Below are 15,413 nucleotides of genomic sequence, written 5' to 3' on the forward strand. Positions count from 1 at the left end.
CGTCATGTTCGCTATTCGCATTGGCTTTCGCGCTGGAACACGTCCATGACACAACGCCGGGCACCGCAGATTTCCTCGCGAAAACAGCCGCAGCAGGCCCGCTCGACCGAACTCGTCGCAGCGATCCTGGAGGCCGCTACTCAGGTTTTGGCCAAGGAAGGCGCGCACCGTTTCACGACCGCGCGGGTCGCCGAGAAGGCCGGCGTCAGCGTCGGCTCCGTGTATCAGTACTTCCCGAACAAGGCGTCGATCCTGTTCCGGCTTCAGAGCGACGAGTGGGAACAGACGACGAAGTTGCTACGCGGCATCCTCGAAGATGACCGGAAGCCACCGCTCGAGCGGCTGCGTTCCCTGGTCCACGCCTTCCTCCAGTCCGAGTGCGAGGAAGCCGGGATGCGCGTCGCGCTCAACGACGCCGCGCCGCTCTATCGCGATGCGCCCGAAGCGCAGAAGGCCCGGGATGCGGGAGAGCGGATATTCCAAGCCTTCATGCAAGAGGCGTTGCCCAATGCGTCGAAGGGAACCCGCGAGCTGGCTGGCGACTTGATCACCACGACGTTCAGCACGGTGGGAAAAGACTTTTCGGGAAGCCCTCGCACACCCTCGGAGATCAAGGCTTTCGCCAACGCGATGGCCGACATGTTTTGCGCCTACCTCCAGGATCTTGGATGCCGCTGAAGGCAACACCGGAGACGCCACATGCGAAAGGCAGGCTGCTGGCCAACCAATGGATGGCGACCTGCGATAGCCACCGATAGCTGCCGCGACGTGCTTATTTCCGAATAAGCGCGATACGCAAGTCCTTCGATGCGTGCAACATGGTGAACGGAGCTTCGCCCAAGCGGCTCCTTCAATAGAAGAATTGCTGCAACTGGCTGAACCCCTCCGGTCCGCTGAAGACCCAGCCCATGCGCTTGGAAGGATTGAGCACCGGGGCCGGCTCGCCGATCGCGAAGTTGAAGCCGGTGATTGCTTCGACGAAATTCCCGGCTTCGTCGTATACCACGATGGCGCTGCCGTGCCGGCCGTCGCAATAGGTGGTTTCGGTCACGAGGAAAAGCTTGTTCACCGGGTCGACCGCGATGTTGGAACCACTGTGGACCTGGTCGGTGTCGGTGGTGCAAGGAAGCTGCACCGCCTTGATGCCGGTTTTGGTATTGAGGTCGTAGAACTCGACCTGCGAATTCAGTTCCGTCGTCGTGGCGGCGATGCCCGTCTCCGGATCGACGGCGAGGCCGTTGACGAAACCCGAATGGAAGAAGCCGTTGTTGTAGCCGTCGAACCGTTCCATGGCGCCGGTGTCGAGGTCGACCAGGGCGATGACCGGCGGCCGGCCGCGCACCGTTCCCGCATCTGGCGACAATGCCAGCACGGCCTGGTTTGCGGCCGTGTACTGGGCCAGGTGCACGCTGTTGCCGATGCCGAACAGGGCCGGATCCAGGGGAATCGCCTTGCTGGTGTTCGCGGCGATATCGGTGACCACCAGGCTCGGGCGATCCGCCCGCTTCAACTCGATGACGAACAGCACGGTTTCGTCCGTGGATTGATCGGTGCCGGCCATGAGCACGTCGATGTTCGCGAGCGGCGGCGTCCACGTGCCATTGATCTGCTGCGCCGTCACCGGGTTCATGGTTTCGTAGAAACGCTTGGGGAAAATCGACCCTCTCGGCGTTACGTAATGGGTGAGGAGCGCGACGTCGCCGGCGAAGATGCCATCCACGCCGTATTCGCTGGTGTTCCCCTGTTGGCGCGTTACCGTCTTCGTGATGCGGCCCGTATCCTGGTCGAAGGTTTCGACCGTGGCGAGCCTGCCGCCGCCAGGCAGGTCCACCGAGCTCGCCAGCACGCCCTCGTCGCCGGCCTGGTTGATGTCGAAGCCGAAGATCTGCCCGCCGCCCTGCGCCGTCAGCACCCTGCCGAGGCCAACGGCGGTGCCGCGCTCGGCCGCGCTGGCGATGCCACCGATCGAGAACAGGGGCAAGATCAGGAAGGCGAGCGCGAATCGATGCGAGCAGGCGTGCATGGGACACCTCCGACCAGCCGGCGCCGAGACTAGCACCGACACCTGGTCACGGCGTCGCCGTTTGTCGCTCCCGGAACGCGCGACGGCTCATTCCCACTCGATCGTCGCCGGCGGCTTGCCGGAAATGTCGTAGACCACGCGCGATACGCCGCGCAGTTCATTAATGATGCGGTTCGACACCGTGCCGAGGAAATCGTACGGCAGCTGCGCCCAGTGCGCGGTCATGAAGTCGATGGTTTCGACCGCGCGCAGTGCGATCACCCATTCGTAGGCGCGCGCGTCGCCGACCACGCCGACCGATTTCACCGGCAGGAACACCGCGAATGCCTGCGAGGTCTTGTCGTAGAGCCCGGCCTTGCGCAGTTCGTCGATGAAGATTGCATCGGCCCTGGCCAGCAATTCGGCGTATTCCGGCTTCACCTCGCCGAGGATGCGGACGCCAAGTCCCGGGCCGGGGAACGGATGGCGATAGACCATCTCGCGCGGCAGGCCGAGTTCCACGCCGAGCCGGCGCACCTCGTCCTTGAACAATTCGCGCAGCGGCTCGACCAGCTTGAGCTTCATGCCCTCGGGCAAGCCACCGACGTTGTGGTGGCTCTTGATGACGTGCGCCTTGCCGGTCTTGCTGCCGGCCGATTCGATCACGTCCGGATAGATCGTTCCCTGCGCCAGCCACTTCGCGTTCTTCAGCTTGTTCGATTCTTCGTCGAAGATCTCGACGAACAGATTGCCGATGATCTTGCGCTTGGCTTCGGGATCGCTGACGCCTTTCAGCTTCGCAAAATAGCGCTCGGCGGCATTCACCCGTACCACTTTCACGCCCATGTGCTCGGCGAACATCGCCATCACTTGGTCGCCTTCCTGCCAGCGCAGCAGGCCGGTATCGACGAACACGCAGGTCAGCTGCTCGCCGACGGCCTTGTGCAGCAGCGCCGCAACGACGGACGAATCCACGCCACCGGACAGGCCGAGGATCACTTCGTCGGAACCGACCTGTTCGCGCACGCGCGCGATCTGGTCCTCGATGATGTTCGCAGAGGTCCACAGCGTCGCGCAGCCGCAGATATCGACGACGAAGCGGCGCAGCAATTCCTGGCCTTGCTTGGTGTGCGTCACTTCCGGGTGGAACTGCACGCCGTACCACTGCTTCGCTTCGTTCGACATCGCCGCGACCGGGATGCGGTCCGTAGTCGCGGTGACAGTGAAACCGGGCGGCGCCTTGGCGACGTGATCGCCGTGGCTCATCCACACATCGATGCGCGGCTTTCCGCCGTGATCGCTCAGACCGGCGAACAGTTTGTTCGTCGCGACGATCTCGACTTCCGCATGGCCGAACTCGCGCTGGTCCGCGGCTTCGGTCGCGCCACCAAGTTGCGCGGCCATGGTCTGCATGCCGTAGCAAATGCCGAGCAATGGCAGGCCGGAATCCCACACCTGTTGCGGCGCGGCCGGCGCACCCTGCTCCGTGGTCGACTCCGGGCCACCGGACAGGATGATGCCCTTCGCGCCGAACTTCGCGATCTCGGCCGGATCATGGTCCCAGGCCCAGATTTCGCAATACACGCCGATTTCGCGGATGCGCCGCGCGATCAGCTGCGTGTACTGCGCGCCGAAATCGAGAATGAGGATTTTGTCGGAGTGAAGGTCGGTCATCTGCTCTTGCTCGTCATTCCCGCGAAAGCGGGAATCCAGCCTTGGTTGTTGCTTTCAAAAAATCAAAAAACTGGATTACCAGCCATTCGGCTGTTGGAGAGCGATTCCCGCTTTCGCGGGAATGACGGCAAAAACGCTGGCATCAACCCACCCGGTAATTCGGCGGTTCCTTGGTGATCTGCACGTCGTGCACGTGGCTCTCGCGCTGGCCCGCGCCAGTCACCTTCACGAACTGCGGCTTCTTGCGCATGTCCTCGATGGTCGCGCAGCCCACGTAACCCATTGTCGCGCGCAGGCCGCCGGCGAGCTGGTGCACCACGCCGCTGAGCGGACCGCGGACCGGAACGCGGCCTTCGATGCCTTCGGGCACCAGCTTGTCGGCGTCGGAGGAATCCTGGAAATAGCGATCCTTCGAACCCTTTTCCATCGCGCCCAGCGAACCCATGCCGCGGTAACTCTTGTAGCTGCGGCCCTGGAACAGTTCGATTTCGCCCGGCGATTCCTCGGTGCCGGCGAACAGGCCGCCGATCATCACGCTCGACGCGCCCGCGACGAGCGCCTTGCCGATGTCGCCGGAATAACGGATGCCGCCATCGGCGATCAGCGGAATGCGGTCCTGCAGCGCTTCGGCCACCATCGACACCGCGGTCACCTGCGGCACGCCCACGCCGGCGACCACGCGCGTGGTGCAGATCGAACCGGGGCCGACGCCGACCTTCACCGCATCCGCGCCCGCGTCCATCAACGCCAGCGCGGCATCGCCGGTGACGATGTTGCCGCCGACCACCTGCAGTTTCGGGAACGTCTTCTTCACCCACGCGACGCGATCGATCACGCCCTGCGAATGGCCGTGAGCGGTGTCGACGATGACCACGTCCACGCCCGCCGCGACCAGCGCCTCGATGCGCGCTTCGGTGTCGCCGCCGACGCCGACCGCGGCGCCGACCAGCAGGCGTTCGTGCGAGTCGTAGGCCGCGTTCGGGTTGTCGGATTTCTTCTGGATGTCCTTGACCGTGATCAGGCCGCGCAGCGCGAACTCGTCGTTCACCACCAGCACCTTCTCGATGCGGTGCTTGTGCAGCAGACCGATGACCTCGTCGTCGCCGGCGCCCTCCTTCACCGTGACCAGCTTGTCGCGCTTGGTCATGATGTGGCGGACCGGATCGTCGAGCTTCTTCTCGAAGCGCATGTCGCGGCCGGTGACGATGCCGACCAGCTGGCCGCCATCCACGACCGGAACGCCGGAAATGTTGCGCGCGCGGGTCAGGCGCAGCACTTCGCCGATGGTTGTTTCCGGCCCGACGGTGAACGGCTCCCGGATCACGCCGGCTTCGAAGTTCTTGACCCTGGCGACTTCCGCCGCCTGGCGTTCGACGCTCATGTTCTTGTGCAGGATCGAGATGCCGCCGAGCTGCGCGAGGGCGACCGCGAGTCGCGCTTCGGACACCGTGTCCATCGCCGCGGAGACGATCGGCAGGCGGATGCGCAGGTCGCGGGTCAGGCGGGTTTCGAGGGAGACGTCCTTGGGCAGGACGGTCGAATGCGCGGGGACGAGGGAAACGTCGTCGTACGTCAGTGCTTCAGCCTGGATGCGGAGCATCGGCAGTCCCGGGTCGGTGGGGAAGCGCGCCATTGTAACGGTTTTGCGCCGCCTACTCCCGCGGCCGCGATCCGGATACCCATCAGCGGCCCAGCGGCTGGGCTTCCTGCGGCTCCGGCTGCGGCGGCGCTTCGGCCAGCTCCAGTGCCTCCAGCGTGTTTTGCATCAGCGTGGCCACGGTCATCGGCCCCACCCCGCCCGGCACCGGGGTGATCCAGCTGGCGCGTTCGGCAGCGCTGGCGAAGCAGACATCGCCGACCAGGCGGCCGTCCTCGAGGCGGTTGATGCCGACATCGATCACCACCGCGCCCGGCTTCACCCATTCGCCCGGGATCAGGTCGGGCTTTCCGACCGCCACCACGAGGATGTCGGCGCCGCGCACCGCCGCTTCCAGCACTTCGCGCGGGGTGAATTTGTGGCAACTGGTCACGGTGCAGCCGGCGATCCACAGTTCCATCGCCATCGGCCGGCCGACGTGGTTGGAAACGCCGACGATCGTCGCGCTCTGCCCGCGCACCGGTCGATCGGTGTAGGCCAGCAGCGTGGTGATGCCGCGCGGCGTGCACGGACGCAGGCCGAACTGGCGCAGCGCGAGGTGGCCGACATTCTGTGGATGGAAGCCGTCCACGTCCTTGCGCGGGTCGATGCGTTCGATCAGGGCGGTGGCGTCGGGAATGCCCGGCAGCGGCAACTGCACGAGGATGCCGTGCACTTCGGGATCGGCATTGAGGTGGTCGATCAGGGCCAGCAGCTCGGCTTCGGTCGTGCCTTCGGGCAGGTCGTGGTCGAAGGCGCGGATGCCGACCTTGTTGGCGGCGCGGCGCTTGTTGCGCACATAGCTCTGCGAGGCCGGATCCCCACCCACCAGCACCACCGCAAGGCCCGGGCGCGAGCCGCCAGCGGCCACGCGCGCGTCGATGCGGGCCTTCAGGCCATCCAGAAGTTCATCGGCGATGCGCTTGCCGTCGAGGATGCGTGCGGGCATTGCGTGGGGTCGTGGCGGGGAGCGCGCATTATCGCCGAACTGCCTCAACCTCCGCCCGACGGCAACACCGACGGCGTGTTCGGATTCGGGCAACGCGGGATTCCCGAGCCGACCACGCAGTTGACGCAGCACTGCTGGCTCGGCTGCGGCACGACCATCGGCGAGGATGGCGGCAACACCGCACCCGGCAGGGTCGCCAGTTCCGCATCCGGGCGCAGCTTCATCAGCACCGACCAATCGTGGCGGTTGAAGCTGCATCCATCCGGGTTCGAAGGCCAGCACGTGGTGTTCGCGCCGGTGCCGCGCGGCAGGTTCCACGGCAGGCCGTTGCGGTTGATCGGCACCAGCCGCATGGTCACGCCCTGCAGCACGTTGCCGCCGACCAGACTGAGCATGCCGGACTGGTTCGATACCACGATGTCGCAATGCATGTTCAGCGCACCGGGGCCGCCGCGCGCGATGAACGCCGACAGTCCGGCGAATCCCAGTTGCGTCGCGTTCGAACGCACGTAGCACAGCAGGTCGCCGACCGCGGCCGGGGTCTGGTCCGGATCCATGAAACGATAGGGGCTGGTGCCGCCGCGGAAAGCATCGCTCACGTAGCCGAAATGGCTGGCGGACGGATTGAAGCCGGGCAAGCCGGCCTGGACCATCACCCACGACACGAATGCCGCCGACCACGGCTGGTCGATGACGAACGCACGGCATTGCGGCGAGGAATAGCCGCCGCCACCGACGTAGCTGCAATCCGATGCGCCGGCGAACTGCTGCATGCGCGAAAGCAACCCGCTGCCGCGCCAGTATTCGACCACGCGCATCCATGCCGGGGTATAGCCGTCGCCCAGGCGCGCGCCTTCGGCTTCCGACACCGTGTTGCTGGCGAGGCGTCCGTTCGCATCGATGAACGGGCTGTACCACAGCGCGTTTTCGCGGCAGGCGATCGCCGCGATCTTCGCCGCTTCCATCCCCGTTCCCGCGGGCTGGGCGCTCACGCAACCGGCGGCGCGGGCCATCCATGGGGCCGAGAACAGCGTGAGCAGCAACAGCGAACGCAATAGCAGGGACAGTCGGTGCATTGGGCCTCCATGCGCGTGGCGACGGAAGCATCCTAACCCGATGCGTCAGCCGGCCCCGCAGAACGCGTGGTAATCGATGTAACCAGTGAATGCGGAATCCGGGGCGCAAACCGGACATTGCGGGTCCGGCGACAGGCGGATTTCGCGAAAGCGCATCGCCAGCGCATCGAATTGCAGCAGCCGCCCGGCAAGCGGCGCGCCGATGCCGAGGATCAACTTGACCGCCTCGGTGGCCTGCAACAGGCCGATCACGCCCGGCAGCACGCCGAGCACGCCGGCCTCGGCGCAATTGGGCGCGGCATCGGGCGGCGGCGCTTCCGGGAACAGGCAGCGATAGCACGGCGCGATTCCGCGATGCCGGCCGGCATCGAACACGCTCGCCTGCCCCTCGAAACGCTGCACCGCGCCGTACACCAGCGGCTTGCCGAGCTTCACGCAGGCATCGTTGAGCAGGTAACGCACCGGGAAATTGTCGCCGCCGTCGACCACGACATCGACGCCTTCGAGGATGCGTTCGACGTTGGCGGACACGATGCGCTCGGCGATGGCTTCGATCTTCGTGCGCGGATTGAGCGCGGACAGCGCCAGCGCCGCGGATTCGACCTTGGGCATGCCGATGCGCGCGTCCGCATGCAGGATCTGCCGTTGCAGGTTGCTGCGGTCGACCACGTCGTCGTCGGCGATGCGCAGCGTGCCCACGCCCGCGGCGGCGAGGTAGAACGCGGCTGGCGAGCCGAGCCCGCCCGCGCCGACCACGAGCACCCGCGCGGCCTCCAGTTTCTTCTGGCCTTCGAGGCCAACGTCCTGCAGGCGCAGGTGGCGCGAATAGCGTTCGCTGAAATCCCTCGCGTCGGCATCAGTCTCGGGAATCTCGATCGGCAGGCCATCAGCGATCCATTGCGACGTTCCGCCTTCCACAGAAATTACTTTTTCGTAGCCGAGCGCTTTCAGTTTTCCCGCGCAATCAACTGAACGCTTCCCGCTTTGGCAAATCAGCAGGACCCCGACACTTTTGTCAGGCAGGAAGTGCGCCGACGCAGCTTCCAGCTCAGTCTTCGCAATCCCCCGCGCACCTTGAGCCATGCCGAGTGCACGCTCGTGCGCTTCCCGAACATCAATGAAGACCCAGCCATGATGGAGGTACAGGGAAACTTCGTCTGGGGCGATTTCTTGGATCGGCATGTGCCGATTATCGCGCGGACGGCGGTTCGATGCCGGCCGCGGCGAGGTCGCCCGGCGTATTGAGGTTGCCGAAGCGGAATCCGACGAAACGCACGCCTGTCATACCCATCCGCGCCTGCAACGCGTGAACGGCGATTTCGTCGTTCGCGAGCGCGACCGACAGCGCCGCGCGCAGGGCTTCGACCCGCCACAACGCGACCAGCGGCTGCGCGCCGTCGTCGTCGATCGCGAACGCACCCTCGCCCCCCGCAGCGGCGAGGCTGCGCAACAGGCAGTCGTTCACGTCGACCAGATCGACCGGCACCGTCAGCAGCCACGGCGTCGTGCAAGCGCTCGCCAGCGCATCGAGCCCCGCGATGGGGCCGATCTCGGTTCGGCGATCGGGAATCGCGGTAAGCCCAGCTTCGGCATAACGCGCAAGATCGCGATTCGCGCTCACCAGCACCGATGCCGTTTCATCCGAGAGGCGCTTGGCGAGTCGCAGCACTTGCGGCACGCCGCCACGTTGCAGCCAGGCCTTGTCCGCGCCGCCGAGGCGAGAGCCTGCGCCGCCGGCGAGGAGGCCGAGGGTGGTGTCGACGCGAGATGGGGAATCGTGTTGCATCGCTTTTGTGGGAGCGGCTTATAGCCGCGACGGAATTTGCGAAAAAGCGTCGCGCTCGAGAGCGCTCCTACTTGCGCTTCACATGCTTCATCAGCCGCCGCTTCTTCGCCACCTGGCGCTCGGTCAGCGGGTTCTTCGGCTTGTCCTTGTACGGATTCTCCGTTTCCTTGAACACGAAGCGGATCGGCGTGCCCACCAGCTTGAATCGCTTGCGGAAGAAATTCTCGAGATAGCGCTGGTAGGTCGCGCTCAGCGACTTCAGCCGCGTACCGTGCACCACGAAGGTCGGCGGGTTCTCGCCGCCCGGATGCGCGAAACGCAGCTTCGGCACGTGCCCGCGCACCACCGGCGGCGGATTCGCCTCGCAGGCCGCTTCCACCGCGCGCGTGACTTCGCTGGTGGAAAAGACCTTGGTCGCCGAGGCGTGCGCGCGATGGATCGCGCGAAACAGTTCGCGCAGGCCGGAACCGTGCTTGGCGGAAATGCGCACGTTTTCCGCCCATGCCACGAACGCGAGCTTGCGGCCCAGCAAGGCCTCGACCTGGCCGCGCTGGTAGTCGCTCTGGCCGTCCCACTTGTTGACCGCGACGACCAGCGCGCGGCCGGCGTCGAGCACCGCGCCGAGCACGCTCGCGTCCTGTTCGGTCACGCCTTCGCCGGCATCGAGCATCACCACCGCGACCTGGCATTCCTCGATCGCCTGCAGGGTCTTGACGATGGAGAACTTCTCCACCGCCTCCTCCACCTTGGACTTGCGGCGGATGCCGGCGGTATCGACCAGCCGGTACTTGCGGCCATCGCGCTCGAGGTCGGCGGCGATGGAATCGCGGGTGGTGCCCGGCACCTCCGAGGCGATCATGCGTTCCTCGCCGAGCAGGCGGTTCACCAGCGTCGACTTGCCCACGTTCGGGCGACCGATGAAGGCCACGCGCATTCGCTTCGGGTCGTCGTCCAGCACCTGCGTTTCGCCCTGCTCCGGCAAACGCGCCAGTACGTCGGCGAGCAAGGCATCAAGCCCGGTGCGGTGCGAGGACGACACGCCAATGCGGTCGCGGAAACCGTAGCGCGCGAAGTCGTTGAGCGCGGTCTGCACGTCGATGCCATCGATCTTGTTCACCACCAACAACACCGGCCGGTCGCGCTTGCGCAGCCAGGCGAGGATGGCGTCGTCGAGCGCGGACGCGCCCTCGCGCCCATCGACCACGAACAGCACGAGGTCGGCTTCCTCCGCGGCGGCGCGCGACTGCTTCGCGGTGGCGCCGGCGAGGCCTTCCTCCTGCCCCGCGATGCCGCCGGTATCGACCAGCACGAACGGGCGTTCCGGATCGAGCCGGCACACGCCGTAGTTGCGGTCACGGGTCACGCCCGGCGCGTCGTGCACCAGCGCGTCGCGGCTGCGGGTCAACGCGTTGAACAGCGTCGACTTGCCGACATTGGGGCGACCGACCAGGGCAACGAGCGGGAGCATGTGGAGTCCGGGATGGAATGGCGAAAACGCGACGGCCCCGGGCAGGTTACCCGGGGCCGCGGCGGGAATGCACGGATTGGCTTACTGGGCCAGGCGCCAGGCGCTGATCTCGCCGCCGGTGGTCTGCACCACCAGCACGCCATCGACCACGACCGGTGCGGCCTTGATCGCGTCGCCGCCGACCTTCTGGCGCGCGGCGAAGCTGCCGTCGGAGAGCTTGAGCCAGTGCAGGTAGCCGTCGAAATCGCCGACCACCGCATAATCGCCCTGCACCGCCGTGCCGCTGACGTTGCGGCGCGCGAGGCCCGGTTGCTGCCACATCACGCCGCCGCTGGACTTGTCCAGCGCCCACACCGTGCCGTTCGCATCGGCGACCACGACGCGATCGCTGCCGACGCCGACGCGGCCGGGGCCGCCGCTCTGCGCGGACCACTGCACGCGGCCGCTGGGGCCATCGATGCTCACGGTCTCGCCCTTGTAGCTGCTGGCGAACAACGTGATGCCGTCGAGCGCCGGCGTGCCGTCGACATCGGCCATGCGCTCGAGGTCGTTGCGACCACTGGCCTCGGAGACGGCCTGGTCCCACAGCGGTCGGCCATCGGTCAGCGACAAGGCGCTGAGCGTGCCATCGTCGTTCCCGACGAACGCCAGCCCCGGCACCAGCAACGGGCTATCGTTGCCGCGCACGGACAGCAGCGGCGCGTCGCGATTCCAGAACCAGCGGCGTTCGCCGGTGTTCTCGTCGAAGGCGGTGACGCGGCCATCGTTGCCGTGCACCAGTACCAGCCCCTGGCCGATGGCCGGCGCGGCGATGACTTCGTTGTCGACCTTGGCCTTCCACTTCTCGGCGCCAGTGGACGCATCCAGCGCGATCACGTCTCCTTCGAGGCTGCCGACGGCGACGATGCCGTCGCCCGCGCCGGGGCCACCGGACAGCGGCAGCTTGGAGGCGTAGGTCCAGACCGTGGCGCCAGTCTGCAGGTCGAACGCGCGAACCCCGCCCTCGACCGCCGCGGCGTAGACGCGGCCATCGACCACCGCCGGGCCCTGGCGCGCGCCAAGGCGCCCTTCGCCACCGCCCGCCTTCGCCGACCACAACCGTGTCACGCTCGCGCTTGGCGCGAATTCCACCAGTTCCGCCGGCTTGCTGGCGGCTTCGCCCGGCTTGTCCTTGCCGCCGAACCAGCCCTTGATCGTGGAGCAGCCGCCCAGCAGCGCGAACGATGCCACGGCTACGGACAGCAGCGCGGTGCGCGAACCCGCGCGCGCGAAAGACTTCAGGTTCATCAGGAGCCTGCCTTTGCCTGGGCGGATGCACCGCCGACTTCGGAGAGTTTGAGCTCGAGAACCCGACGCATCGGTGAACCGACGGTAGTGAGGGCGAGCGCCTTGTCGTAGTCGCTGCGGGCCTGGTCGCGATGGCCGAGCGCGAGGTGCGCGTCGCCACGCGCCCCGAGGCCGGCCGGATCGCCCGCGTCGGAGAGCATGCGCAACGCTTCGTCGGCCTTGCCGGCGTCAAGCAACAGCCTTGCGAGGCGCTCGCGGACCACGCCGGCAAGCAAGGCATCGCCCGGCTTCACCGCGCGCAGGGTGGCGATCGCATCGTCGCGCTTGCCGGACATCGCCTGGGCCTTGGCCAGGTCGAGCGCGACCAGCGTCGCGTAGGGGCCTTGCTGCAGGCTTGCCGCGGTCGCCTTGGCCTTGGCCAGATCCTGAGCCTTGATCTGGCCCTGCAGGGCTTCGTACTTGGCCGCCTCGGCTTCGCGCTGGACCTGCTGGTGGCCCTGCCACCACTTCCAGCCGCCGACGAGGGCGAGTCCGAGGACCACGCCGCCCACCAGGCCCAGTGCATTTTCGCGTACCCAGCGGCGTACGCGTTCGCTTTGTTCGTGTTCGTCGAGCAACTCGTCGATGGCCATGCGGCTACGGTCTTCCGTGGGGGGTGGCGGTGCCGCCTTGACGCCGGTGCGAAAGCCCGGCGGATGCCGCCGCGGTCAGTCGGCCGCAGGCTGGAGACGACCGTCAGAGGATACCGTAAAGCGCGCCACGTTCGCGCGCTGGAACGCCGCGAGATCCTGCATTTCGCCGCCGATGCGCACTTGCGCCGCGGAAGCATTGCCGATCACCACATGCGCCACCGTCCCGGCCGGATACTCGCGATGCTGGCCTGCATCGAGCATGCCCGATTCGATCACGTGTCCGTCGACGCCGACGACTTGCACCCAACTCTGTGCGTCCAGCGCCAGCGACAACGCGGCCGGGACCGGCTGCGGTGGCGCGGTCATCGGCGCCAGAGACGCCACCATCGTCTGCGTCGCCTCGTTGTCGGCGTGCGCGGGTTGCGACGGGGACACATCCAGTGGCGCGGTTTCGGCGACGACCTGCGCGAGATGCGGGCGCGTAGCCAACCACACCGGGACCGCGATCGCGGCGGTGATCACGACATAGACGAAGCGGCGCGAAGCCTGTTCCGCGAAGCGCCGCATCGGCGGCGTATAGGTCCGCGGCTGCAGTTCGGCGGGCGCCACCGGCGCCACGCCCGATGCGGTGACGATCGGCTCGGTAGTGAGGCCGAGCAGGCGCGAATAGCTACGCAACTGGCCGCGCACGAACACCGGCGCGCCCAGGCGCGACCAGTCCTCCAGTTCCAGCGATTCGACCACGCGCGCCGGCATCTTCAGCTGCGCGCCGACCTCGGCGATGCTCAGGCCCGCGGCCTCGCGCGCTTCGCGCAAGCGTCGCCCGCAGCCCGCCGCCCCCTCCGGAATGCCGATGTCCCCGTGGCTGTTCACTGACCGCGTGCTCCGTTCGGGTCGCCGTTCCCCGGCGGCGACTGGATGGTGGAAACCATTTGCCGATAGCGCGCGGCGGCAACCGCATCGCCCATCCGGTCCTCGATCTGCGCCGCGAGCATCAACGCGTCCCGGTCCGCAGGCGCGGCGACCAGTCGCCGCTGCATGAAGGCGCGAGCATCAAGGTACTGGGCCTGATTGAAGCGCAGTTGCGCCATGGCACCAAGCGCAACGACGTTGACCGGGTCGATTTGCAACGCGCGTCGCAGATTTTCCTCGGCAACGCCGGCCTGTCCGGCGCGCAATGCGCAGGCGCCGGCATTGCCCAGCGCAGCCGCGGGCATCGCGTAACCCGGATCCTGCAGTGCGGCGCTGAACCGCGCCAGCGATTCGGAGGTGCGGCCATTCGCGCACAACCACACGCCGTAATTGTTCAGCGCATTGCCATCGCCCGGGGTCAGTTGCACCGCCTTCGCATAATTGCTGCCGGCCAGATCGTTCTGCCCGCGACGCCCGGCGACCAATGCCAGCACGGTGTAGGCGTCCGCGGATTTCGGCTCGATCTTCAACGCCGAACGCGCCTGCGCTTCGGCCGATTCGAGGTCGCCGCGCTGCAACGCCACGCCGGCCAGGCCCAGCGCATCGAGCATCGCGACCCGGCGCTTCTCGCCGGGGCTTTCGCGCACGTTGTAGTCCGGGGCGACCTGGGTATAGCTGCCACGTTCTGTATTCGGCTTGATGAAGCTCAGCCGCGAGCAGCCCGGGACGAACAGGCAGGCCAGGACGGCCAAGACCAGAACGCTACGCTGCCGCATCGCGCGCTCCCGGCGCCTGCAGGCGCTTGCGGAATTCCGCCGAACGCCGGGTGCGATCCATCACCTGCCCCTTGAGCTGGCCGCAGGCGGCATCGATGTCGTCGCCGCGCGTGCGCCGCACCGGCGCGATCATGCCGGCATTGTTGAGCTGCTTCTGGAAGGCACGGATCGCCTCGTCCGTCGGCCTCGCGAAACGCGTGCCCGGGAACGGGTTGAACGGGATCAGGTTGACCTTCGCGGCGTCCTTCATTTGCACGCGGCGGTCGAACTCGCGCAGCAGCTTGACCAAGCCGCGCGCGTGCTCGGGCTGGTCGTTGACGTCCTTCATCAAGGTGTATTCGAAGGTCACCGAGGTGCCGCGCTTGCGCAGCGCATAGCGCACGCAGGCCTCCATCAATTCGGCGATCGGGTATTTCCTGTTCAACGGGACCAGTTCGCTGCGCAGCTCGTCAAACGGCGCATGCAGCGACACCGCCAGCGACACGTCGGACACCTCGCCCAGCTTGTCGATCATCGGCACCATGCCGGCGGTCGACAGGGTGACGCGTTTGTTCGCGAGTCCGTAGCCGAGGTCGTCGCGCATGATGCTCATCGCGCGCACCACGTTGTCGAAGTTCGCCAACGGCTCGCCCATGCCCATCATCACCACGTTGGTGAGCTTGCGTTGCTGGTGCGGAACGTTGCCGAGATGGCGCGCCGCCACCCACACCTGGCCGATGATCTCGGCGGTCGAGAGATTGCGGTTGAAGCCCTGGGTCGCGGTCGAGCAGAACTGGCAGTTCAGCGCGCAGCCGACCTGGGAGGACACGCACAGCGTGCCCCGCCCCTTGTCCGGGATATAAACGGTTTCGATGGCGTTCTTCGGGTCCATGCCGAGCAGCCACTTGTGCGTGCCATCGGCGGAGGCCTTGTCGAAAACGACCTGCGGCGCATGCACCACCGCGCGCCCTTCGAGCTTGGCGCGCAGCGCCTTGCCGAGATCGGTCATGTCCGCGAATTCGGTGACGTGGCGGTGATGGATCCACTTCATCACCTGGTGCGCGCGGAATTTCTTCTCGCCCAGTTCCTGCTCGAAGAAAGCTTCGAGCGAAGCGCGGTCGAAATCGAAGATGTTGGTGCGGGAGACGTGAGACGAGAGGCGTGAGACGGCCTCGCCCTGCGGCGCAGCCTCCATCACATGCTCTTGCGTCTCACGTTTCACGTCTTTCGCCTCAC

Annotated in this window: 14 protein-coding genes; 1 reads left to right on the top strand and 13 read right to left on the bottom strand. The window is 66.7% G+C overall.

Going from position 1 to position 15,413, the window contains the following annotated elements; genetic code table 11:
- Positions 1 to 45: 45 nt before the first annotated feature.
- Positions 46 to 678: a TetR family transcriptional regulator gene (locus FNZ56_RS03005; protein ID WP_143878431.1), complete on the top strand. Its 633-nt coding sequence runs from the start codon at positions 46 to 48 to the stop codon at positions 676 to 678.
- A 172-nt stretch (positions 679 to 850) separates the two neighbouring features.
- On the opposite strand, the gene FNZ56_RS03010 is transcribed toward FNZ56_RS03005, so the two are convergent.
- From FNZ56_RS03010 to rlmN, 13 genes are all read right to left on the bottom strand, one after another.
- Positions 851 to 2,023 (bottom strand): hypothetical protein, encoded by a 1,173-nt coding sequence (locus FNZ56_RS03010; protein WP_143878432.1) that lies wholly within the window; start codon positions 2,021 to 2,023, stop codon positions 851 to 853.
- A gap of 87 nt (positions 2,024 to 2,110) precedes the next feature.
- Complete coding sequence (gene guaA / locus FNZ56_RS03015) at positions 2,111 to 3,676, bottom strand: glutamine-hydrolyzing GMP synthase (protein WP_143878433.1); 1,566 nt, start codon at positions 3,674 to 3,676, stop codon at positions 2,111 to 2,113.
- 142 nt (positions 3,677 to 3,818) lie between these two features.
- Positions 3,819 to 5,276 carry an IMP dehydrogenase gene (guaB, locus tag FNZ56_RS03020; protein ID WP_143880244.1) on the bottom strand — a complete coding sequence of 486 codons (1,458 nt, stop codon included), beginning with the start codon at positions 5,274 to 5,276 and terminating at the stop codon, positions 3,819 to 3,821.
- A gap of 82 nt (positions 5,277 to 5,358) precedes the next feature.
- Positions 5,359 to 6,261, bottom strand: a complete 903-nt coding sequence (folD, locus tag FNZ56_RS03025) for a bifunctional methylenetetrahydrofolate dehydrogenase/methenyltetrahydrofolate cyclohydrolase FolD (RefSeq protein ID WP_143878434.1) — start codon at positions 6,259 to 6,261, stop codon at positions 5,359 to 5,361.
- A gap of 44 nt (positions 6,262 to 6,305) precedes the next feature.
- The gene (locus FNZ56_RS03030) at positions 6,306 to 7,337 is read right to left on the bottom strand and encodes a DUF2272 domain-containing protein (RefSeq protein WP_143878435.1); all 1,032 of its coding nucleotides are present in this window, start codon (positions 7,335 to 7,337) and stop codon (positions 6,306 to 6,308) included.
- Positions 7,338 to 7,382: 45 nt separating this feature from the next.
- A complete protein-coding gene (gene moeB / locus FNZ56_RS03035) occupies positions 7,383 to 8,519 on the bottom strand; it encodes a molybdopterin-synthase adenylyltransferase MoeB (RefSeq protein WP_143878436.1) in 1,137 nt (378 codons plus the stop codon).
- A 7-nt stretch (positions 8,520 to 8,526) separates the two neighbouring features.
- Entirely contained in the window at positions 8,527 to 9,123 is a 597-nt protein-coding gene (mobA, locus tag FNZ56_RS03040) for a molybdenum cofactor guanylyltransferase (RefSeq protein ID WP_143878437.1), read from the bottom strand.
- A 67-nt stretch (positions 9,124 to 9,190) separates the two neighbouring features.
- The gene (gene der / locus FNZ56_RS03045) at positions 9,191 to 10,591 is read right to left on the bottom strand and encodes a ribosome biogenesis GTPase Der (protein ID WP_143878438.1); all 1,401 of its coding nucleotides are present in this window, start codon (positions 10,589 to 10,591) and stop codon (positions 9,191 to 9,193) included.
- Positions 10,592 to 10,672: 81 nt separating this feature from the next.
- Positions 10,673 to 11,878 (bottom strand): outer membrane protein assembly factor BamB, encoded by a 1,206-nt coding sequence (bamB, locus tag FNZ56_RS03050; RefSeq protein WP_143878439.1) that lies wholly within the window; start codon positions 11,876 to 11,878, stop codon positions 10,673 to 10,675.
- Positions 11,878 to 12,510: a YfgM family protein gene (locus tag FNZ56_RS03055; RefSeq protein WP_143878440.1), complete on the bottom strand. Its 633-nt coding sequence runs from the start codon at positions 12,508 to 12,510 to the stop codon at positions 11,878 to 11,880. The genes bamB and FNZ56_RS03055 overlap by 1 nt, the downstream gene beginning before the upstream one ends.
- Positions 12,511 to 12,585: 75 nt before the next feature.
- On the bottom strand, positions 12,586 to 13,383 hold the full coding sequence (locus tag FNZ56_RS03060) for a helix-turn-helix domain-containing protein (protein ID WP_246064671.1): 798 nt from the start codon (positions 13,381 to 13,383) through the stop codon (positions 12,586 to 12,588).
- Positions 13,380 to 14,198, bottom strand: coding sequence for a type IV pilus biogenesis/stability protein PilW (gene pilW / locus FNZ56_RS03065; protein WP_143878441.1), 819 nt, complete (start codon positions 14,196 to 14,198; stop codon positions 13,380 to 13,382). Before pilW ends, FNZ56_RS03060 begins: the two co-directional genes overlap by 4 nt.
- Positions 14,185 to 15,372, bottom strand: coding sequence for a 23S rRNA (adenine(2503)-C(2))-methyltransferase RlmN (gene rlmN, locus FNZ56_RS03070; protein ID WP_143880245.1), 1,188 nt, complete (start codon positions 15,370 to 15,372; stop codon positions 14,185 to 14,187). Before rlmN ends, pilW begins: the two co-directional genes overlap by 14 nt.
- Between the last annotated feature and the right edge of the window lie 41 nt (positions 15,373 to 15,413).

The sequence above is a fragment of the Lysobacter lycopersici genome, from assembly GCF_007556775.1.
GTDB classification, from domain to species: Bacteria; Pseudomonadota; Gammaproteobacteria; order Xanthomonadales; family Xanthomonadaceae; genus Pseudoluteimonas; species Pseudoluteimonas lycopersici.